A 21,459-nucleotide genomic window follows, 5' to 3' on the forward strand; every position below is an offset into this window, starting at 1 on the left:
TCCCAAACCCGGCTCGCACAGCTCACGCGTCGCCTCGCTATGAACCATACCCGCTGAGGGCGCCACCCAACACGGGAGGCACCCCCAGCACATGGCAAACGGATCGCTCCGCGGAGGAGAACGCTACGCCGCGGCAGGAGCCGGAGCGATATCCTCGTCCCAAGCCCACTTGGGCATTGGGCGGAACAGCTGGAAGAGAATGGCCGCGATGAACGCGAGAGCCACGAACGTCCAGATACCAACCTGACCAAGCGCGATGAGGTTGTACATCTGGTTGATGATGAGGCCCACGACCCACGCGAACGCGCACTCGTAGCCGATAGCGATGGCCGTCCATCTGCCCGAGTTCATCTGAGCTCGGATGGTGCCCATGGCAGCGAAGCACGGAGCGCACAGCAGGTTGAAGGCACCGAACGCCGCGATGGCGCCGGCCGTGGGGAACAGCCCGCCGAACGCGACCCACAGCTCGGGCGAAAGACCGGTATCGTCGCCCACGGCGAGAATCGTCGAAGCGATGCCCACGAGGTTCTCCTTGGCAACCAAACCGCTGATGGACATCGCGGTGGTCTCCCAGGAGTCGAAGCCGAGCGGGATGAAGATCCATCCAATGGCACGGCCGATCATAGCGAGGATGGAGAACTCGGTAAACTCCTCGAGTCCGCCGGTGATCTCGGGCAAGAAGCCGAATACGCCCTCGTACACGCCGAAGTTCATGAGGAACCACACCACGATGGTGGAGGCGAAGATGATCGTGAACGCCTTCTTGATGTAGGCGCTCACGCGCTCCCAGACGTGCAGCCACCAGCTCTTAAGCGATGGGAAGTGATAGCTCGGAAGCTCCATGACGAAGGGTGTCGGGCGCCCGGCGAAGAGCTTCGTCTTCTTGAGCATGATGCCCGAAACGATGACGGCGACTACGCCCAGGAAGTAGAAGAGCGGCGCGATCCAGCTTGCCTCGCCCTCGCCCACCAGCGCGCCCATGATGAGCGCGATCACCGGCAGCTTGGCGCCGCAGGGGATGAAGGTCGTAGTCATAACCGTCATGCGACGGTCCTTCTCGTTCTCGATGGTCTTGGTGGCAAGCACACCGGGCACACCGCAGCCCGTGGAGACGAGCATCGGGATGAAGCTCTTGCCCGAAAGGCCGAAGCGACGGAACACGCGATCCATCACGAAGGCGACGCGCGCCATGTAGCCGCAGTCCTCAAGGAAGGCGAGCAGCACGAAAAGCACGAACATCTGCGGGATGAAGCCCAGGACCGCGCCCACGCCCGCCACGATGCCGTCGAGCACGAGGCTCGAAACCAGATCGCTCGCACCCACCGAGGTCAAGAAGCCCTCGATAGCAGCGGGAATGGACGGGAACGCCATACCGAACAGCTCGAAGCCCTCGCCAAAGAGGTTGTCGTTCACCCAATCGGTTCCTGCGGTACCGAAAGCGTCGGCGCTCGTAGCGATGGAGTAGACCGCCCACATGATGATGACGAACAGGGGTAGGCCGAGAATGCGGTTCGTGACCACGCGGTCGATCTTCTCTGAGATGCTCATGGTCGCGGGCGCCTTCTTCACGCACTCGTCCATGATGTGCGCGATGACAGCGTAGCGCTCGCCCGTGATGATGGACTCGGCGTCATCGTCGCAGTCCTGCTCGCACTGCGCGATGAGTGCCTCGACCTTTTCGGCGGCAGCCTTCGTGAGGTTGATGGCTCGAGCCGCCTCATTGTCGCGCTCGAAGAGCTTGACGGCATAGTAGCGACGCTTGTTGGTCGGAACGGAACCGGGGAGCTCTGCCTCGATCTTGCTGAGCACATCCTCGATCGCCGAATCGAACGTATGCTCAGCCACGCTGCCTTTGGTTGCCGCAGCGCGCTTGGCCGCGGCAATGAGCTCGTCGATGCCGGTGTTGCGCAGGGCGGAAACCATGACTACCGGTGCGCCGAGCTTCTTGGATAGAGCGGCCGTATCGATCTTGTCCCCGCTCTTCTCCACAAGATCCGCCATATTGAGCGCCACGACGACAGGAAGACCCGTCTCGATAACCTGGAGGGCAAGATACAGGTTGCGCTCGAGGTTCGTGGCATCCAGAAGCTGGATCACCACATCGGGCTCGCCACTCATGAGGTAATCGCGGCTGACGCGCTCCTCGGGGCTGTACGGACTCAGCGAGTAGATGCCGGGGAGGTCGGTCACGGTAACGCTCTTGTCACGCGAGAGCTTTGCCTCCTTCTTCTCAACCGTCACACCCGGCCAATTGCCGACGTAGCCGTTTTGACCGGTGATCAGGTTGAAGAGCGTGGTCTTTCCGCAGTTGGGGTTACCCGCCAATGCGACATGAAGCTGTGAAGCTGCCATGCATTCCTTCTTCCATAGGCTTTGAAACATTCCGGGGAGCTTCAGCGGTACCGCAGATCCCCTGTTACCGAGCTAGCGTTATGGATTACCCTTATCTAACAATTGATTCTAGGCCGATAGCATTTGTTAGAACTTGCTAACTCTACCTGCAAAAAAATAAGGTCACTGCACCTCGACGATGGCAGCCTCCTCCTTGCGGATCGACAGCTCATAGCCGCGCACCGTGATCTCGATCGGATCGCCAAGCGGCGCCACCTTCACCACCGTGAACTGCGTACCCTTAATGAGCCCCAAATCCATGAGGTGGCGGCGCAGCGCGCCGGTGCCGTGCAGTTTGACGATCGTGGACGAGTCCCCCACCTGCACATCTCCCAATGCCTTCATCGCTTCCCCCTTTCCATGTTCGTTGACCTCCCGAAATTGGGCGACGGATGCGTCTTGACACCGCGGGCATCACATCGTCATGACATGGCTCGCCACCTTGGTATCGAGTCCAAACCGCGCCCCCTTGATGGTCACGATGATGTTACCCCCGCTCGAACTTACCACGTGGACCTCGGAGCCCTCGACGAACCCGAGTTCCTCGAGATGATGCTTGAGCTCCTCGTTGCCGCGCACGCGCGAGACCATAACGGTCTGACCGCTCCGCGCGAGAGACAACGGCATCGCAGGCATCTGCGGCCCTTCAGCCATTGGCAACACCAACTTTCATCGCAACCTGCAAACAAGAACAGACGGGTAGCCACGCGCCGGGCACAAGCCACGGCATCACCGTTTGTTCACCACTGTAAACTACCACTGTTGAGGACGACTGTGAAGCAGAAATTAGCTATTGTTAACATAAAGCGTCGCATGACCGTCAAAGCATCTCGCCAAGAGGCACTTTTTGTCGGTCATGCGATGCTTTTTGCACGCGCTCCCGATACGCACGTGGCACCACGTCTCAGGATGCATCTCGCGGCGCCGGCGCGAGGGGCAGGGCTCCGGGTAGCGCCAAACAAGCCGAAAAGCGAAGGCGCGTCGGGTCCGTGCAACCCCGACGCGCCACGAGCATCCTATGGTCGTTCTGGCAAACTCGCCCTTGTTGGCTTTACAGGTGCGAGGTCACAAGTGTCATCGAACCGGTGAGCTCGAGCTTTTCGCAGGCGGAAAGCGCGAGAAGATGGGAGCCCTTGGCAACAGGCGAGCCGTTCAAGGTACCCTCGCCCTCGACCACGCTCACGCACGTGAAAGGATGATGGATGGGCACCTCGAGCTCGCCATCCACGTTCACAAGCTCGACCGTGTACGAATCGTTGGACTCGAGCACTTGCACCGCCTCGCCGGTATCGATGCGCGAGCCGTCCTCCGGCGCCTCTTGGTTGTAGTCGATGACGTCGAGCGCTTGCGCCATGTGGAGCTCGCGCAAGGTACCGTCGTCCTGCCTGCGATCGTAATCATACACACGATACGTCACGTCCGAGGACTGCTGGCTCTCGAGCACCACGGTCCCGCCTTTGATGGCATGCACGGTACCCGGATCGATCTGGAAGAAATCGCCTTGCTTGATGGGGATGACGTTCAGCAGCTCACCCCAGCGGCCCTCCTCGACCATCTGAGCGAACTCCTCGCGCGAGCGGGCATGCTGCCCGACGACGATCGTGGCGCCCTCGTCGGCAGAAAGAACGTACCAGCACTCCTTCTTGCCGAGCGATCCGTTCTCATGCTCGCCAGCGTACGCGTCGTCCGGATGCACTTGGATGGAGAGGTCGTCCTTGGCGTCGATGATCTTCACAAGCAGCGGGAACTGGTCGCCCTCGATGCCCCCGAACAGCTCGCGATGCTCCGCCCAGAGCCAGGATAGGGTCTTGCCGGCGTACTCCCCCGACGCGATGACGCAGTCCCCGTTGGGATGCGCCGAGATGGCCCAGCACTCGCCTACCGGACCGTCCGGAATATCGTATCCGAACTCGTCCTCAAGCTTGCGGCCGCCCCAGATCTTCTCCTTGAAAACCGGTACGACCTCGATGATTGACTCCATGCTGTCTCCTAACCTTAGCGCCTGTGGGTGCGTGCCACGACCCTACAAGGATACCCCGCCCAGCTCGCTTCGAGCCAGACGGGGCAAACGATTTCATCGCGTGCGGGCGCGGGCGCTGCTCATGCACGGCAGCGCTACATGAGGCGCAAGCCAACCTCCTTGAGCTGGCCCATCGAGACCTCGCTCGGCGCAGAGCTCATAAGGTCGGAACCGCTCGCAGTCTTGGGGAAGGCCATGACATCGCGGATGGAGTCGCATCCGGCGAGCAGCATGCACACGCGGTCGAGACCGAGCGCGAAACCGCCCATCGGGGGCGCACCGAACTCAAGCGCCTCCATGAGGAAGCCGAACTGGCTCCTGGCGCGTTCCTCGGTGAAGCCCATGAACTCGAGCATCTTGAGCTGGAGCTCGGAATCGTGGATACGCATGCCGCCGCCGCCAGCCTCGAAGCCGTCCATCACGAAGTCGTACGTGCAGCTGCCCATCGCAAGCGGATCGGTCTCGAGCAGGTCGAGCTGGTCGATATGCGGCTGCGTGAAGGGCTGGTGCTCCGCCTCGTAGCGCTTTGCCTCGTCGTCCCAATGGAACAGCGGGAAGTCCACGACCCAGAGGAAGTCGTGACCGTCGCGCGGGATATCGAGGGCGTCTGCCATATGCGAGCGCATACCACCCAGAATCTCATCGGAAGCAAGGCGCGGGCCGGCGGCGAACATCACGAGGTCGCCCGGTTCCACGTCGCAGCGGCTCTTGAGCTCCGCCATCTCGTCATCAGAGAAGAACTTGACGATGGGGCTGTTCATGGAGCCGTCCTCGCGGAACGCGATCCATGCGAGACCCTTTGCGCCGAAGCCTTCGGCAACCTTGCTGAGCTTGTCGATCTGCGCACGAGGCCAGGTGCCGGCACCCTTGGCGTTGATGGCCTTGACCACATGCCCCTCGGCATTCGCGGCGCTTGCGAACACCTTGAACGCCGAACCCTTGAACACGTCGGTGAGGTCGACGAGCTCCATACCATAGCGCGTATCGGGCTTATCGGAGCCGTAGGTGTCCATCGCCTCCCAGTACGTGAGGCGGCGCAGCGGCGTGGGCATCTCGACGCCCACCTGAGCGAACGCATCGGAGAGCACGTCTTCGAGTGCGCCCATGACGTCATCTTGGGTGACGAAGCTCATCTCGATGTCGACCTGAGTGAACTCGGGCTGGCGATCGGCACGCAGGTCCTCATCGCGGAAGCACTTGGCCACCTGATAGTAGCGCTCGACACCGCCGACCATGAGGAGCTGCTTCAGGAGCTGCGGCGACTGGGGGAGCGCATAGAAGCTGCCCGGCTGCAGGCGGGAAGGAACGATGAAGTCGCGCGCGCCCTCGGGCGTGGACTTAAACAGGCACGGCGTTTCGACCTCGGTGAAGGCGCGGTCGTGCAGGGCGCTACGGATGGCGAAGGTGAAGTCGCTGCGCAGCTTGAGCTTTGAGGCCATCTCGGGACGGCGCAAATCGAGGTAGCGGTAGCGCAGACGCGTGTCCTCTGCCGTCTCGATACCGTCTTCGATCTGGAACGGCGGGGTCTTGGAACGTCCGAGCACCTCGATGCTGTCCACCAGAACCTCAATCTCACCAGTAGGGAGCTTGGGGTTCACCGTGTCCTCGTCGCGTGCGATCACGGTGCCGTGCACGAGGATGGGCCACTCGGGGCGCATGGTCTCGGCAGTGTGGAACGCGTCGCCTGCCGCGTGCTCGGGATCGAATGTGCACTGGGTCATGCCGGTGCGGTCGCGCAAGTCGCAGAAGATGAGACCGCCATGGTCGCGGCGGCGCCACACCCACCCGGTGAGCGTGACCTCCTGCCCGATGTTCTCAGCGCGAAGCTCGCCGGCGGTGTGCGTGTGCATGGATCGGTGGTCTGCTACCACGAATGCCTCCTCGAATCTGTGCCGCCCCGTGCCGGAGCGGGCGGCGCCGTACAGATCGCCGGGCTACGTAAACAGCGCAGCCCGACATGTGCTGCAAGATGGTACCATCTCCGAGCACCTCTGGAGCACAGCACGTACGTTTTCCCAAGTTCGCAATAATCGGGTGCCGGTCGCGCGCGTACGCAATCCCTGCAGAACGCATCAATCCACGAAGTGAAACCGGTTCGTGGAGAAAGAGAACGTTATCGTGAAGCCCTCACCCGCAACGGAGTCCGCTCGGACCCCGACGCCCATCTTGTCGCAGAGGCGTTTCACAAGATACAGGCCTATACCGGTCGCTCGTTTGCCGGTCCTGCCGTTCTCGCCCGTAAAGCCCTTGTCGAAAACGCGCGGCAGATCTGCTGGCGTCACCCCGCACCCGTTGTCCGCCACGGCAAGCTCGACCCGCTCATCTGCTGTTCCCTGTGCGACCAAGCGAGCCTCGAAGGAGATGCGCAGGCCGCTCGCCGGCGCATACTTCACGCTGTTCTGGACCACCTGGCCCAAAATGAACGCAATCCACTTCTCGTCAGTGAAGACCTCAAAATCAAGCGCGCCCAGCTCCGGCGTCGCATGCGCTTCGATCAGGGTCGGGGCGTTCGCCCTAAGCGCGTCGTTTACCAGCGTGCGCACCGTATAGCGGCGAATGAGGTAATCGCGGTCGAGGGTCTCGGACCGCGCATAGAAGAGGGCCTGGTCGATGTAGCCTTCAACCCTTCGAAGCTCGCTATCGAGGCGCTCCAGCCGCTCCCCTCCCTCTGGTTGATCTGGATCGTCTCGCATGTTGTCGAGCATGAGGTGCGCTGCGGCAAGCGGGCTTTTAGCCTCATGCACCCAGGTCTCCACGAACTCACGGTAATCCTCCAGCTGGCGACGGCTGGCAGCGACATCGTCGTTGGCGGTCTTGGCGATGGCGCGCACCGCGTCAAAGGTAATGGCGCCTTCCAGATGCTCGGGACGATCGACCATCTCGGACAGCCAGAGCGGATGCTCGATACCCTCTGCAGCCCGCTCAAGGTCCGCGAAGAACTCGCGCTTGCGCATCCAATCGGCCCCCAGAACCAAAGCGCAGGCCGCGATACCGACCAGGCACACGATGGCAATGATCCCGGCACTCACACCGGCGATGGCGAGCACAAACGCAATGAGCGCCAAAGCAGCCGCCGGAAAAACAAGAAGCGGAGCCGCCGAGCGCAGGTACGACGCGAAACCCATCGAAACTCCTACACCGAATAGCCTTGGCCGCGATGCGTAACCAGGTAATTCGTCACGCCGATCTTAGCGAGGGTCGCCCGCAGCCGATTGATGTTGACCGTGAGGGTGTTGTCGTCCACAAACGCATCGGAATCCCACAGATCGCGCATGATGGCTTCGCGCGAGACGATCTGCCCAGCGCGACGCATGAGCAGCGAGAGAATGCGCGACTCGTTTTTCGTGAGCTCCACCTGGCCGCCCTCAGCCGACGCAACGGAGCGAGAAAGGTCTAGCGTGACGCCGCCGTGCTCGATCGCCGTACGCCCCTCCGTCCCGGATGCGCGACGCAGCAACGCTTGAATGCGCGCCAGAAGCACGCGGGCGCTGTAAGGCTTGGGGATGAAATCGTCGGCACCCAAGGTCATGCTCATGACCTCATCGATCTCGGTGACCCGGGAGGTGAGCACGATGATGGGGACCTCCGAGACCGCCCTGAGCTCACGGCAGACGAACTGGCCGTCCGTCCCGGGCAGGGTGAGGTCGAGCAACACCAAGTCCGGCTCAGCAGCGCGAACCTCATCGACAACATGCTCGTAGCGCTCGGCGCAACGCACCTCGTATCCGTTGCGTTCGAGAAGCTGCACGAGTTCGATACGAATAGCCTCATCGTCCTCGACGACGAAGATTTGCGGCATCGTAGATCTCCTCTCTGGAAATCGTCGGTCAACGGCGCGCGGAGTCACGCAGCTTGTCAAATGCGGACACCAAAAATGCAATCAGCTCTGCATCTGCTGCAGTCCCCACGCGATCGATTGAAGCCACCGCTCCGTGCTCGTCGGAAAGAAGAGCCACCGCGCCCGCGTCAAGTCCGCCAACGACGCGGTACGAGAGGGCTGGATCACGCTCGACGCGAACACCGCGCGTCTGTGCGAGCTGCTCGGCCAAACTCACTGCGGCACAGGGATTCGCCTCGGATGATATGCCCACCGTGAGGACTCCATTCGCCACGGAGCAGAGCACCTCAGGCGCGATCCCCGTTCTATCTGCTTCCACGCGAGCGTTCGCTGCGCGAACCATGAGAGCGTCGGCGGTCGCATCAGCGAGCGGCGCGTAAGCACCGGTGCTCATGACTGCCTGACCCGCTTCATCAATCACCAGCATGAGAACGCCATCTGCCGCGGCGGTCGTATCCTCGGCGAGCGCCCATTCTATGTGCTGCTTGACCCAAGAAAGCATATTCGCGCTTATGGGACCATCCTGAAGATGGCGCTGAGATAGGGCGCGCATGTGCCGGTTGAGCATGGGCACATGCCTGCCGGCAAGGCGCCAGCGGCACACGAGCGCAGGCTCGCCCAGCGAAAAATCTTCATCTGCCATAGATGCCTCCCCATGCGACGAGCGTTTCAGCACGCTTGCCCCCAGATCGCTTGCACGGCGGGCGGCGCGCGCTCCATTCCGAAGCCATTGTAGCCCCCATCAGAACCGCTTCATCAAGTTCAAGCAAGAATGATGTCCTCATACCCGCCTGCTGGTGCCCTCAGCAAGCTGAGCTCTCAGATTCCTATGGATACCGCGTACCTCACACAGCATCTAGATGGGCGATCTTGCGTGCACCTCGCGTAGCCCCCATTACAGTTTGAGAAGTAGTTAGCCCAATCGCTTAAGCCATCCGCTTAGACGGTCGGACTACGATTGACATATGTCCCGAGGGACTGCCGATCGGGCGCCCGCGGACGGCCTTATGCCCCTGCCCCTTGAGGGCCCGGGGGGTGTTGCCGACGCGGGCGCCGCTGCTTCTGACGACTAATAGGAAACTGCCGGGCTCCTCCGACCAAAGAGCGCCACGGCCAGGTAATGTGGGTGTCGCGCGAGGCAGCATTCCGATCGACCGACGATTGGAAGGATACCATCATGCTGACCGAAGCCACCGCCTGCCCTGCCGTAATAGGCCTCGACGTCGGGAAGTTCTCCCATTGGGCGTGCCACGTGACCAGGCAGGGCGAGATCCTCGCCAGCGGCCCCGTGGCCAACACCGAGCATGACCTGGACAGCCTGTTCGCCCGAGTGGATGCAGGGACGCTGGTCGTCGTCGACCAAGTGCGCAACATCGGGTCGCTGGCGATATCGAGGGCAAGGCTGGCCGGGCTGCCCGTCGCCTACCTGCCGGGAATCGCCGCCCACGGAGCTGCCAAGNACGACTAATAGGAAACTGCCGGGCTCCTCCGACCAAAGAGCGCCACGGCCAGGTAATGTGGGTGTCGCGCGAGGCAGCATTCCGATCGACCGACGATTGGAAGGATACCATCATGCTGACCGAAGCCACCGCCTGCCCTGCCGTAATAGGCCTCGACGTCGGGAAGTTCTCCCATTGGGCGTGCCACGTGACCAGGCAGGGCGAGATCCTCGCCAGCGGCCCCGTGGCCAACACCGAGCATGACCTGGACAGCCTGTTCGCCCGAGTGGATGCAGGGACGCTGGTCGTCGTCGACCAAGTGCGCAACATCGGGTCGCTGGCGATATCGAGGGCAAGGCTGGCCGGGCTGCCCGTCGCCTACCTGCCGGGAATCGCCGCCCACGGAGCTGCCAAGCTGTTCGCGGGCGACGCCAAGACCGACGAGCGCGACGCCGCGGTCATAGCCAAGACGGCGCTCGGCATCCCGGATTCGCTGCTGCCCGTGCCAAGGCGCGACGAGAGGCTCGAGGCCGCAAGGTCGATGGCGGCGCAGAGGAACCACATGGTCACCTGCTCCACCCGTGACAAGAACAGGCTCAGGAGCATACTCCTGGAAAGCTGCCCCGCGTTCGAGGCGCTGGCCGACCTGGCCGATCCCCATTGGCTGAAGATGATGGAGTCCCTGGGCGGCCCCTGGGGCATCCTGGATGCCGGCAAGCCTGCCGTCGGCGCCGTGACCCGCGGCGCGAACAGGGCGCGCATCGACGCCGCGCTGGCGGCGATATCGTCGTCGACGCGCCCGTCCGAATACCAGGTCATGGCAGAGAACCCGCAGGTCAGGATGCTTGCCAGGCGTATCAGGGAGTCCGCCGAGGAAGCCGCAAGGCTCGACACGGAGATAACGGCGCTGCTCGTCGAGGACGGCACTTACGAATGCCTGCTGACCATCCCAGGAATCGGCCCAAGGACCGCATCGGAGCTGGTGATAAGCATCGACATCGACGACTTCCCCGACCACGACCACCTCGCATCGTATTGCGGAATCGCTCCCAGGAACCGCCAGTCAGGCAAGTCGATATCGTCGGTGAGCGCCTCGCGCCAGGGAAACAAGAGGCTGAAAAACCTGCTCATCTTCTCCTGCAACTCGCTTAGCAGGAGCAGGGGCCGGTTCGGCGACTACTACCGCAAATGCAGGGATCGCGGCATGTGCCACGGAGAGGCATTGAAGGCGGTCGCCAGGAAGAGGATGAAGGTGATCTACGCGATCATGAGGGACAAGGTCCCGTACTCGGCCTAGCTAGCCAGAGCCATAGAAAAACGCCAGCCCGACAAGGGCTGGCGTCAGCATGCTCGAAAGCAGTGATCTTTGGGACTGCGGTGGGAATCCTGGACCAAATCCATCCTATGCGACTAGTCCCAAATCCCTTCGGTACTGCATGGGGCTCTTGTAATCCAGGTCGCTCTTGATCCTGATGTCACGATACCATCTCAGATACGCGTCGAGCATGGTGATGAACTCCTCGATTGTAACCCCATCCCAGTCGCGTCCGTAAAAAAATTCCACCTTGAGCCTTCCGAAGAAGCCCTCGCACCTCGCGTTGTCGGGGCTGCAGCCCTTCCTCGACATCGATCTGACCAGGCCGTTCTCTTCGCATATCTTTATCCAGCCTGGCCAGCGATAATGACCGCCTCTATCCGAATGCACGGCCGGGTGGTCGCCCTCGTCGAGCCACTCACACGCTCCGAGCAGCGAGGAGTTCGCCATCTCGGCATCGGGAGACGTGGAGATCGACCAGCTCAGCGGCATTCCGTCGAAACAGTCGACGATTGGCGAGAGATAGGCCTTGCCGGCGGGGATGCGGAACTCGGTGACGTCCGTTATCCATGTCTCGTTCGGGCTGTCGGCGCGGAAGTGGTGCTTTCCCCGCTCGTCTAGCAGTAGGTTCGGAGGCGCTGCGGACGTCTCGCCCTCGTAGGAGCTGTAGCGCCGCTTCTTCTTGGCGGCGCATGCGACCAGGTTCTCCTCGGCCATAATGGCACGCACGGTCCACTCGCCGACTCGGCTCTCAGATCCAGACCCGGCGTTGACCTCGGCGACGATGCGCCTGTAGCCGTAGGTGCCGCCGCTGGATTCGAACGCCGCTATTACCGCCTCCCTGGCGGACGCGTGTTCCTCGGTCTCGCCTTTGAGCTGCACGTTCCTCGCGTACTCGTAGCTGCTCTTGGCCATGCCCACCACGGGGAGCAGCTCGCAGAGCTTATACTTGGTCCTCAGCGCCGTCACCATCGCCGCCTTCTCCGCGTTGGCCAGGCGGTCCGGGTCGGCGCCCGGGTCTTTTTTTACTATCTCGAGGGTCGCCTGGCGTACGTCGAGCTCAAGCTGCACCTTTCTGAGCTGCATCTTCGCCTCTCGCAGCATATCTTGAAGCTGCTCGATGTCATCGGGCAGGTCGTCGAACTCCTTGCTCACGGGTTCTCCCTTCTTCTCGGGTCCCCCGTTATTATCGCCCATCATCTCCCTGCGCCAGAAGTAGGGTGCGGTCCTCGACACGCCGTGACGCTCGGCTATCACCGCGGCGGGCCCAGTCCTCGCCTCCAGCTCCGCCACCACCTGCACCTTCTTCTCGATTGGAATCGGCGGCGTCTTTGGGTTCGGGCCCCTATACTTGCGCTGCCCGGGCGCTATCTCGTCGATCCAGTCGCCGAGCACCTCGCGGCTCTTGGGATATCCCAGCGCCCTCATCGTCCTCACCAGGCTCTTTCCATGCTCGAGGTAGTGCTCGACGGCGCGCTGCTTCATCTCTGCGGTGTACCTCGGATCGGTGGCGAACTTGCTCTCGGGCACCTCACCGGTTTTCTTGTACTCGTTCCACCAGTTACGCAGGCAGGCTCTCGTCGGATATCCTAACTCTGCGACGGTGTCGGCGTAGCTATGGTCGAATTTGATGAAGGTCTCTATCGCGCGCTTCCTCTGCCCCTGGCTGTACATGCGGTTCTCCTCCTGTCCCGCCTTGGTCCAGGATTCCCACCGCAGTCCCTTTGCCAACAAAATCAGTTGACAAAACTATAGGAACACCCCCCTGCGAAGCGCTTCTACGTGTGCAGCATTCTAATTTGCAACCCCCGTGCCAAAACAAATCGCCAAGCGAAACCGGGCGCCCCGTCCAAGCGAAATCGGCGCCCCTTTCTTCAATCAGTCACGGGAACACCGCCGCGAGACTCTGGTAAGAGCATCGCCAGCAGCCCAAAGAACAGTTCGATTGTCTTGGCGGTGGTCAAATCCAATCTGGCAGAGTAGACCAATGAAGTGCAATTCATCTACCTGCACGTTTTATAGCAGAAGAGGTGTGTCTATCTGACCAAACGCAATTGGACCACCGCCAAGAGCAACGAACATCCGCCACGATGAAAACAGTGCGTTTCTCCACGGGGCCAAAAGGGATTTCGGCCCATCCCACTCGACGAAATGTACTTTTTATCCGCGAACATGTGTATATAAATCAGGACCACCCGCATAGCGGGTGGTTTGCTCTTAGGGTGTAACCCTAGGGGCCCAGGCCAGGGACTCAAGTCCCTGGCCTGAACGAAGTTCAGGCCCGATAGCCCCTTGACTCGTGGCACGCCCGTCGAACGGGCGGGCCGCTACCCCCTACCGAACGGGTCCTCGTACTCCTTCACGCTCAGCCTGTCCAGCGCGATGTCGGCGGCCTCCTGCTCCCTGATGTACTTGGCGATCGTGGCCTCGTTCAGGCCGACGGTGGACACGTAGTAGCCCTCCGCCCAGAACTTCCTGTTCCCGAACTTGTACTTGAGGTTCGCGTGCCGGTCGAACATCATCAGCGAGCTCTTCCCCTTCAGGTAGCCCATGAAGCTCGACACGCTGATCTTGGGCGGGATGCTGACCAGCATGTGCACGTGGTCCGGCATCAGGTGCCCCTCCATGATCTCCACCCCCTTCCAGCGGCAGAGCTGCCTGAGGATCTCCCCGAGGTCCTTGCGGTATTGGTTGTATATCGCCTTCCTTCTATACTTCGGTGTGAACACGATGTGGTACTTGCAGAGCCACTTCGTGTGCGCGAGGCTGTTGGCCTTCTGCGCCATGGCTATCACCCTCCTCTTGGGGCTGGCGACCTGAACAATCACCATCCTAGGAGGAGGGCGGCCCGTTGCGTAGCATCAGTGGGATCCACCCGCGTAGCGGGTGGTTTTCAGTGGCGCGCTGCGCGCGCCACAGGGTTGATGACCCTTGAAGAAGGACCACCCGCATAGCGGGTGGTTTGCTCTTAGGGTGTAACCCTAGGGGCCCAGGCCAGGGACTCAAGTCCCTGGCCTGAACGAAGTTCAGGCCCGATAGCCCCTTGACTCGTGGCACGCCCGTCGAACGGGCGGGCCGCTACCCCCTACCGAACGGGTCCTCGTACTCCTTCACGCTCAGCCTGTCCAGCGCGATGTCGGCGGCCTCCTGCTCCCTGATGTACTTGGCGATCGTGGCCTCGTTCAGGCCGACGGTGGACACGTAGTAGCCCTCCGCCCAGAACTTCCTGTTCCCGAACTTGTACTTGAGGTTCGCGTGCCGGTCGAACATCATCAGCGAGCTCTTCCCCTTCAGGTAGCCCATGAAGCTCGACACGCTGATCTTGGGCGGGATGCTGACCAGCATGTGCACGTGGTCCGGCATCAGGTGCCCCTCTATGATCTCCACCCCCTTCCAGCGGCAGAGCTGCCTGAGGATCTCCCCGAGGTCCTTGCGGTATTGGTTGTATATCGCCTTCCTTCTATACTTCGGTGTGAACACGATGTGGTACTTGCAGAGCCACTTCGTGTGCGCGAGGCTGTTGGCCTTCTGCGCCATGGCTATCACCCTCCTCTTGGGGCTGGCGACCTGAACAATCACCATCCTAGGAGGAGGGCGGCCCGTTGCGTAGCATCAGTGGGATCCACCCGCGTAGCGGGTGGTTTTCAGTGGCGCGCTGCGCGCGCCACAGGGTTGATGACCCTTGAACAAAGATGGGGCGCGGGAATGATCCCGTGCCCCATCTGCTCGAACGTGGGTCTTGGTTCCCAGCTTCAGAATGTGCTTAGTGTCGGAAATGACGCGTGCCCGTGAAGATCATCGCGATGTCGTGATCGTCGCACGCCTTGATGGACTCGTCATCACGCACCGAACCGCCAGGCTGGATAATCGCCGTTACGCCGTGCTCCGCGAGCACGTCAACGTTGTCGCGGAACGGGAAGAACGCATCGCTTGCAGCAACGAATCCGCTGGCAGAAACGCCCATGCGCTCGCAAGCCTCCTCGGCCCGCTCGCAGGCGAGCAACGCCGAGTCGACGCGGTTCGGCTGACCGGGACCCATACCGATGCCGGCGCGGTCCTTAGCGACCAAGATGGCATTCGACTTGACCGTCTTCACGACATTCCACGCGAACAAAAGATCGCGCATCTCGGCATCGGTTGGCTTGCGGGTGGTTGGGCAGGTGAACTCAGTCGAATCCTCATCCACCGTGTCAACGCTCTGCATGAGCATGCCGCCATCGACGGAGCGAAGCTCGAGCTTCGCGTGCCCCTCGGCACCGCCCGTTGCGAGCACGCGCAGGTTCTGGCGCTTTGCCAGACGCTCAAGTGCTTCGGGCGTATAGCTCGGAGCGATGAGCACCTCGACGAACTGCTTGTTCTGATCGGCGAAGTGCTCGACGAGCGAGAGCGGAACCTCGCGGTTGACGGCGATGATCCCGCCGAAAGCGCTCTTGGGATCGCAGGCGAACGCGCGGTCGTAGGCCTCGGTGGCATCCGAGCCGATCGCCGAGCCGCACGGATTCTGATGCTTCAGAATGATGCAGGCGGGCTCATCGAACTCGCGCACGGCGTTCCATGCAGCATCGGCATCGAGCAGGTTGTTGTACGAGAGGGGCTTGCCTTGGATGAGTTCAGCGCCAACAAGCGGGTTTGCAGAGCTCACGAGCTGGGCGAACTCCCCGTCGAAGCGATAGACGGCAGCTGCCTGATGCGGATTCTCGCCGTAACGGAGGTCTTGGACCTTGCTCAGGTGCAAGTCGATGATCGACGGCGGATCGAAGGGCTCCTCGGGATCGATGGCCTGCTCCTGAAGCTTTAGATAGGTGTTGAGCCACAGCGAGATAGCCGTGTCGTACGCAGCGGTGCGGGTGTAGACCTTTGCCGCAAGGCGGCGGCGCGTGTTCTTGGTCGTGGCACCGCAGTGAACGCGCATCTCATCAAGAATCGCATCATAGTCAGCTGGATCGCACACGACCGTGACGGAGTCGTTGTTCTTCGCAGCAGAGCGCAGCATGCTCGGACCGCCGATATCGATGTGCTCGATGGCGTTCTCGAAGGTGACGTCGGGGTCGGCAACGGTCTTCTCGAACTCATAAAGGTTCACGCAGACGAGATCGATCAACTCGATGCCGTGTTCCGCGGCCTCTGCCATATGCTGCTCGGAATCGCGGCGCGCGAGCAAGGCGCCATGGACCTTGGGATGGAGCGTCTTCACGCGACCGTCCATCATCTCGGGATACCCCGTGAACTGCTCGATAGGCTTGACCGGCACGCCAGCCTCCTCAAGCACCTTAGCCGTACCTCCGGTCGAGATAATCTCGACGCCGAAGTCGTTGACCAACGCTTGCGCGAACTCGACCACCCCCGTCTTGTCGGTGACCGAGATCAGCGCGCGCTTGATCTTACGTTCAGCTCCCATGCCGCCCTCCTCCTGCGACGAAGCCGGGCAAAACCGCCCGACAACAATGAATACCCTCTAATGTAGCGCAAAGCGCGAATTCGCGCAGGATACAACAACTCCCGGAGAAATTGACAAGAACCTGTGAGCGATCTGCGTGCGAACCGCGGTGATTCCTTGCCGTCACGCAGCCGACACAACCCACCGATGCGAACGTGATAGAACGAATGTAGTCCCAAGAGAGAAGGTGACCGTGGTCTCACGCGTTCGTTATCGCCCCTTTGAGGATGATGACCTCGATGCGGTCGCATCCATTCTGCGTCCGGAGTGGCATACCCGCTCCGAGATCGAGGAATATAACCATCTAGAAGCCGAGATGGATCTGGCATATTGCCTGAGCACATCGACGTTTTCCCAGGTAGCCCTTATCGATGGCGTACCGCAGGGCATCGTACTCGCGCGTGCTGAAGGCGAACGTGCGACCGATGCAGACCGCTGGCTCAAGCTGGAGGCTCAGCTCTTCGAACGCCTGCGCGAACTCGACGAACGAGCGGCAGAATGGATGCGCTCCTACACACGCTCTTCGCTTCGCGTGAACAACGGCCTCCTGGAGCAAAGCGGGGTTGACCGCGGAGCAGAGATCGTTCTTCTGGCGGTTGGACGGGGCGCGCGCCATCTTGGCATCGGCAGCGTCCTCATCGACGCCGCCACATCATACTGCGCCGACCGTTCCGCCCAGAGCCTCTACCTCTTTACCGACACCTCGTGCAGCTGGCAATTCTACGAGCACCACGGCCTCAAACGCGTAGCGGCGCATCGCTGCAACCGAGAGGAGCGCCGCGTTCTTGCACGCGAGATGTACCTCTACCATTTGGATCTTTCCGCATAGCAGCCCGTCATGCCGATTGCCGACGCGAGCCCTCACCGGCCACCGTGGCCCCCAACATCCATGCACGGAGTAGCACATTGTGATGGAGTTGCGAGGACCCCGGTTTCGCGTTTCACCACCGACGATTGGGTATATCCATCGATGAGGAAAAATGCGCCCGCCGGCGCTGCGTTCGAAGGGGACGAGAAACCATGGCACTTAACGAAGAGGTAACGAGCGTACTCAACGAGCAGATCAACAAGGAGCTCTACTCGGCGTATCTATACCTCACCTTCGCCGACTACTATGACGACCGTGGCCTCAAGGGCTTCGCCAACTGGTATGAAATCCAGGCCAAGGAGGAGATGGACCACGCCATGGCGATCCGCCGCTATCTGCTGGATAACGACTACAAGCCCACGATGGAGGCAATCGCTAAGCCCGATAAGACGTTTGAGAATGACCTTGAGCCGCTTGAAGCGGGCCTTGCACATGAGGAGTATGTCACGAGCCTCATCCACCACTGCTACGAGGTCGCGCATGAGCATCATGACGTCCGCACGATGAAGTTCCTTGACTGGTTCGTTTCCGAGCAGGGCGAAGAGGAGACCAACGCTCGCGACATGATCACCAACATGAAGCTTTTCGGCAGCGATCCTAAGGGCCTCTACGATCTCGATCGCGAGTACCAGGCACGCGTCTACGCCCAGATGACTGCCCTGCCGCTGTAGCTCTTGTATCGGCGCCGAAACGACTCGCCGGCGCCAAAACTGCCCCCCTTTTCCAAGGAGCCCCGGGCCGCAAGGACCGGGGCTTCGTTTGTCTAGACAGGAGCATTTTACCGCCTTGAAGAGCTTCTTCCTGGAGCCACGTGCCGCGATTGCCCCCGCCCAGCAATCAGATCGTGCACTTCCATAGCCTCTTCTACGTGGTCCCCTGAGGCCTCCTCATTCACCAGAATCGGTCGGTTCTCAACCACCTGAGTTGAACTCAAAATGAGCTCACCCCCTCCCTATCGGTCGCGACCTTCCAACACGACCCGCATGCCGCGAGGAGGACGGCACAGACTTATATCAATAAAACAGGGAAGTCCTCCTGTCCGGTTACTTGCTGAGCAGGTTCTTTGTCTTTTTTTCTCAACGGCATTCAGGGTGCACAGCATACAGACCATCAAAAAAACCGTATGTCGATGTTGGCGTGCAAAAGCCCGAGTGAGTGCAGCTTCCGAGCAACATGCATAACCACCTGCACTCGCAACCGGAACCCGCACCAGCGTCGGGGCCCTCGGGCCCGGCGCGGCATGCGGCGCGAACAACGCGCGACAACGTCGGCCTCGCGGCGTGCCGGCAGCCCTGACCGGACGCCGCGGGGTACCTTTAAGCACCGTAAGCATGGGAGGCCTTCTAACGGGAATCGGGCGAGACAGCTTCGCTAGACGATGTAGCGCTCCAGCTTCGCACGGTGGCAAGGTTCGTATTCGACGAGTTCCATCAGCTCAGCCGCGGTCATGTATTCAATCGAGAGCGACGTACCTTGTGCCTCAAACAGCGGGGCAATATATTCTTCGGCAAGCTTCTCAAAGCTTTCGAAGCCCTTATGCTCTTCCGTTTCCATCTTCAGATATTTCTCCATGTAGCCTTCCAGGGTGCTGGGGTTGGTGAACTCCCAGACGCAGTTCAGCAGCGTCACCTTTCCTGGTCGGTACGTGGCGTCGTTCACGAGCTTTCCGTAGATCGCGAGCAGGTGCTTCGTCATCTGCAGGCTGTCGTACCTTCCACCTGAAAGGTGTTCAGGCTTACGCCCCCTTCCCATGACGCAGATACACGCGAGTTTCTGGAACATCGCTACGAACCTTTCGGCATCTTCGCGAGGAACGAGGTAGTGAGTCGCTTCGAGATAATCGGGGCGAAGGGTGTGACGGGGAGTCCCGAGCCATTCGAACATCTTCATCTCGCAGTAGACGTCTTCTCCTTCGCCTTTCAGATACGCGTCGAGATTCGCCGGATGCGGGTTGTTTCGCAACGTCGGCAGCTGGTACTCATAGGCAAGCTCATAGCTTCCAGCATGCTTTCCTGAAGTGATCCTCACAGGACCGTTTCCAAGCAGGTTGAACGTCATTGCCGAGCTAGACCGGATGGAACACATCTTCCCGTCGAGCTCGCTTCCGCCTCCGCGCTCATACATGGCGCGAACGCTTCCAGACATCGGGACGACCAAGTTGTCTTCCAGGCGCTTGAGATGGTAAAGCTTCCGCGTCCTGCTTCCGCCGTTTCCGAATTCAAGCGGTCCTTCAACTGCGATCAGTTTTTTCTTAATAGCTTCATGTAACGTGGTTAGGTAGTCCATGGCGGCCTCTTTCGGCGTGTTGAAGGGATACAAGCGGATAGCGGACGCCACCCCATTATGTGCAATTAGGCTGCCTATGCCCGCTATGCATGATATGAGCGGCGGGTTCGTGCATGAACTGTACAGCTCTTCCCGGACACGACCTACATGCTCAGGTCGCGCCACGAGAAGACGGCGGTTCCCAGAGCGAAGAGCGCGAGCGGTGTGATGTCGCCAAGCCAGGAGAACTCACCCCACCCCTATGAGCATCTGCACGAGGACGAAAAGCGAGCACAGAGCGACACCCGCCCATCGTACGGCCGTAACGCTCGGCAGCGCGCAGGCGCCCGCCCAGCACCCTCAGACTCAAAGGCGGTAGCTCGACGATTCTGATTCGACCGGCTAGCGACTCGCTCGCGCCCTTCATGAGATGGTGTGCCCGCGAGCCGGACAACACGATGCGCCCCTTCTCGTCAGACTGTTCGACCACCCATCTCATGGGCGAGATGAGCTCGGGAGCGCTGGACTTCGTCGATGATCAGCGGGAGGTTCCCTCGATTCGAAGAACAGTACGTCATCTTGCTTTGCGGGCAGGTAGTCGCGAGGGTTTTCCATCGAGATGTAGCCGGACGACTCACCCAGATGCTCCCCGAGGGCCGCCGTCTTGCCGACTTGGCGAGCGCCTATCACCAGCACCACTTTGCCTTGTTTGAGCATACTGCCAATCGTTGGCTCTATTTCGCGTTCTATATACATGAAATGGCCTCCCTTCCGAGAGGCCATGTTCTCACGTTACGCCAGTTTGGTCAGATTTGGGAATTGTGTTCCCAAATATTACTCCCACTCGATCGTTCCGATGGGCTTTGGCGTGAGATCCATCGCTACGCGGCAGATGCCCGGCACCTCGGCCAAGATGCGATCGGTGATGCGCTTCATGAGCGACCAGTCGAGCTCCGGTACCGTTGCGGTCATGGCGTCGACGGTGTTCACAGCACGGATGATGGCAGACCACTCGTAGGCGCGCTTGCCGTCGCGCACGCCGGTCGCGCGCATGTCCGGCACCACGACGAAGTACTGCCACACCTTGCCAGCGAGCCCTGCCGCATCGAACTCCTCGCGCAGGATGGCATCGGCCTCGCGCAGCGCCTCCAAGCGGTCGCGCGTGATCGCGCCCAGGCAGCGCACGCCCAAACCGGGGCCCGGGAACGGTTGGCGCTCGACCATGGACTCGGGCAGCCCGAGCGCGCGCCCAACCTGGCGCACCTCGTCCTTAAAGAGCAGGCGCACGGGCTCGACGAGCTCGAACTGCAGGTCGTCGGGCAGACCGCCTACGTTGTGATGCGCCTTCACGCCGTCGGACTCGACGATGTCCGGGTAGATGGTGCCCTGCGCCAGGAAGCTCACCTCGCCAGCCACTTTGCGAGCCTCTTCCTCGAACACGTGAATGAACTCGGCGCCGATGATCTTGCGCTTGCGCTCGGGCTCTGCCACGCCATCAAGCAGATCGAGGAAGCGGTCGGTGGCGTCCACATAAACCAGGTTCGCGTCCATCTGGTTCTTGAACACGTCAACGACCTGCTCGGACTCGCCCTTGCGCATGAGGCCGTGGTTCACGTGCACACAGATGAGCTGCTTGCCCACCGCACGGATGAGCAGGGCTGCCACCACGCTGGAATCGACGCCGCCGGAAAGCGCGAGCAGCACGTTGCCCTCACCGATCTGCTCTCGCAGCGCCTCGACCTGCTCGTCGATAAACGACTGCGCGAGCTCGGGCGTGGTGATGCGGACCATGTCATCGGGACGCTTGCTGGGTAGTTCCATGACGCAACTCCTTTGAACGAGCCATACCTAGATTCAGTGTATCGGCTGCGTAGATTGGGGCGCAC

The 21,459-nt window shown here is 61.1% G+C and carries 19 protein-coding genes; 4 read left to right on the forward strand and 15 right to left on the reverse strand.

What is annotated here, in order from left to right; translation table 11 throughout:
• Window positions 1-123: 123 nt before the first annotated feature.
• The 8 genes from feoB to C1717_RS01135 all read right to left on the reverse strand — a co-directional run bounded on the left by feoB (window position 124) and on the right by C1717_RS01135 (window position 8,892).
• Window positions 124-2,352, reverse strand: coding sequence for a ferrous iron transport protein B (gene feoB, locus C1717_RS01100; RefSeq protein WP_102371419.1), 2,229 nt, complete (start codon window positions 2,350-2,352; stop codon window positions 124-126).
• Between the two features lie 162 nt (window positions 2,353-2,514).
• Complete coding sequence (locus C1717_RS01105; protein ID WP_102371420.1) at window positions 2,515-2,736, reverse strand: FeoA family protein; 222 nt, start codon at window positions 2,734-2,736, stop codon at window positions 2,515-2,517.
• 69 nt (window positions 2,737-2,805) lie between these two features.
• On the reverse strand, window positions 2,806-3,045 hold the full coding sequence (locus tag C1717_RS01110) for a FeoA family protein (protein WP_245859334.1): 240 nt from the start codon (window positions 3,043-3,045) through the stop codon (window positions 2,806-2,808).
• A 397-nt stretch (window positions 3,046-3,442) separates the two neighbouring features.
• Window positions 3,443-4,372, reverse strand: a complete 930-nt coding sequence (locus C1717_RS01115; RefSeq protein ID WP_102371422.1) for a type I phosphomannose isomerase catalytic subunit — start codon at window positions 4,370-4,372, stop codon at window positions 3,443-3,445.
• A gap of 134 nt (window positions 4,373-4,506) precedes the next feature.
• The gene (aspS, locus tag C1717_RS01120) at window positions 4,507-6,261 is read right to left on the reverse strand and encodes an aspartate--tRNA ligase (protein WP_102371423.1); all 1,755 of its coding nucleotides are present in this window, start codon (window positions 6,259-6,261) and stop codon (window positions 4,507-4,509) included.
• Window positions 6,262-6,483: 222 nt separating this feature from the next.
• Window positions 6,484-7,536: a sensor histidine kinase gene (locus tag C1717_RS01125; protein ID WP_102371424.1), complete on the reverse strand. Its 1,053-nt coding sequence runs from the start codon at window positions 7,534-7,536 to the stop codon at window positions 6,484-6,486.
• An 8-nt stretch (window positions 7,537-7,544) separates the two neighbouring features.
• On the reverse strand, window positions 7,545-8,210 hold the full coding sequence (locus C1717_RS01130) for a response regulator transcription factor (protein ID WP_102371425.1): 666 nt from the start codon (window positions 8,208-8,210) through the stop codon (window positions 7,545-7,547).
• Between the two features lie 28 nt (window positions 8,211-8,238).
• The gene (locus C1717_RS01135; RefSeq protein ID WP_102371426.1) at window positions 8,239-8,892 is read right to left on the reverse strand and encodes a hypothetical protein; all 654 of its coding nucleotides are present in this window, start codon (window positions 8,890-8,892) and stop codon (window positions 8,239-8,241) included.
• A 534-nt stretch (window positions 8,893-9,426) separates the two neighbouring features.
• On the opposite strand from C1717_RS01135, the gene C1717_RS01140 reads away from it, so the two are divergent.
• Entirely contained in the window at window positions 9,427-9,717 is a 291-nt protein-coding gene (locus C1717_RS01140; protein WP_425430935.1) for an IS110 family transposase, read from the forward strand.
• Between the two features lie 47 nt (window positions 9,718-9,764).
• The gene (locus tag C1717_RS01145; protein ID WP_245859336.1) at window positions 9,765-10,985 is read left to right on the forward strand and encodes an IS110 family RNA-guided transposase; all 1,221 of its coding nucleotides are present in this window, start codon (window positions 9,765-9,767) and stop codon (window positions 10,983-10,985) included.
• 105 nt (window positions 10,986-11,090) lie between these two features.
• Here C1717_RS01145 and C1717_RS01150 read toward each other — a convergent pair whose 3' ends face one another.
• The 4 genes from C1717_RS01150 to purH all read right to left on the reverse strand — a co-directional run bounded on the left by C1717_RS01150 (window position 11,091) and on the right by purH (window position 16,401).
• Window positions 11,091-12,677: an IS3 family transposase gene (locus C1717_RS01150; protein WP_077071627.1), complete on the reverse strand. Its 1,587-nt coding sequence runs from the start codon at window positions 12,675-12,677 to the stop codon at window positions 11,091-11,093.
• A gap of 653 nt (window positions 12,678-13,330) precedes the next feature.
• A complete protein-coding gene (gene tnpA, locus C1717_RS01155) occupies window positions 13,331-13,789 on the reverse strand; it encodes an IS200/IS605 family transposase (protein ID WP_102371427.1) in 459 nt (152 codons plus the stop codon).
• A 292-nt stretch (window positions 13,790-14,081) separates the two neighbouring features.
• Window positions 14,082-14,540: an IS200/IS605 family transposase gene (gene tnpA, locus C1717_RS01160; RefSeq protein WP_077071246.1), complete on the reverse strand. Its 459-nt coding sequence runs from the start codon at window positions 14,538-14,540 to the stop codon at window positions 14,082-14,084.
• Between the two features lie 226 nt (window positions 14,541-14,766).
• The gene (purH, locus tag C1717_RS01165) at window positions 14,767-16,401 is read right to left on the reverse strand and encodes a bifunctional phosphoribosylaminoimidazolecarboxamide formyltransferase/IMP cyclohydrolase (RefSeq protein ID WP_102371428.1); all 1,635 of its coding nucleotides are present in this window, start codon (window positions 16,399-16,401) and stop codon (window positions 14,767-14,769) included.
• Window positions 16,402-16,627: 226 nt separating this feature from the next.
• Between purH and C1717_RS01170 the strand changes: the two genes are divergently transcribed.
• Together C1717_RS01170 and C1717_RS01175 are read left to right on the forward strand one after the other, a co-directional pair.
• The gene (locus C1717_RS01170) at window positions 16,628-17,269 is read left to right on the forward strand and encodes a GNAT family N-acetyltransferase (RefSeq protein WP_245859337.1); all 642 of its coding nucleotides are present in this window, start codon (window positions 16,628-16,630) and stop codon (window positions 17,267-17,269) included.
• A gap of 191 nt (window positions 17,270-17,460) precedes the next feature.
• Window positions 17,461-17,979, forward strand: coding sequence for a ferritin (locus C1717_RS01175; protein WP_102371429.1), 519 nt, complete (start codon window positions 17,461-17,463; stop codon window positions 17,977-17,979).
• 700 nt (window positions 17,980-18,679) lie between these two features.
• Here C1717_RS01175 and C1717_RS01180 read toward each other — a convergent pair.
• The 3 genes from C1717_RS01180 to guaA all read right to left on the reverse strand — a co-directional run bounded on the left by C1717_RS01180 (window position 18,680) and on the right by guaA (window position 21,394).
• Window positions 18,680-19,594 (reverse strand): hypothetical protein, encoded by a 915-nt coding sequence (locus C1717_RS01180; protein WP_102371430.1) that lies wholly within the window; start codon window positions 19,592-19,594, stop codon window positions 18,680-18,682.
• 151 nt (window positions 19,595-19,745) lie between these two features.
• Complete coding sequence (locus C1717_RS10770; protein ID WP_245859339.1) at window positions 19,746-20,072, reverse strand: AAA family ATPase; 327 nt, start codon at window positions 20,070-20,072, stop codon at window positions 19,746-19,748.
• Between the two features lie 335 nt (window positions 20,073-20,407).
• Window positions 20,408-21,394 (reverse strand): glutamine-hydrolyzing GMP synthase, encoded by a 987-nt coding sequence (gene guaA / locus C1717_RS01190; RefSeq protein WP_102371431.1) that lies wholly within the window; start codon window positions 21,392-21,394, stop codon window positions 20,408-20,410.
• Window positions 21,395-21,459: the final 65 nt, after the last annotated feature.

The sequence above is a fragment of the Enorma phocaeensis genome (genome assembly GCF_900186505.1).
Classification (GTDB): domain Bacteria; phylum Actinomycetota; class Coriobacteriia; order Coriobacteriales; family Coriobacteriaceae; genus Enorma; species Enorma phocaeensis.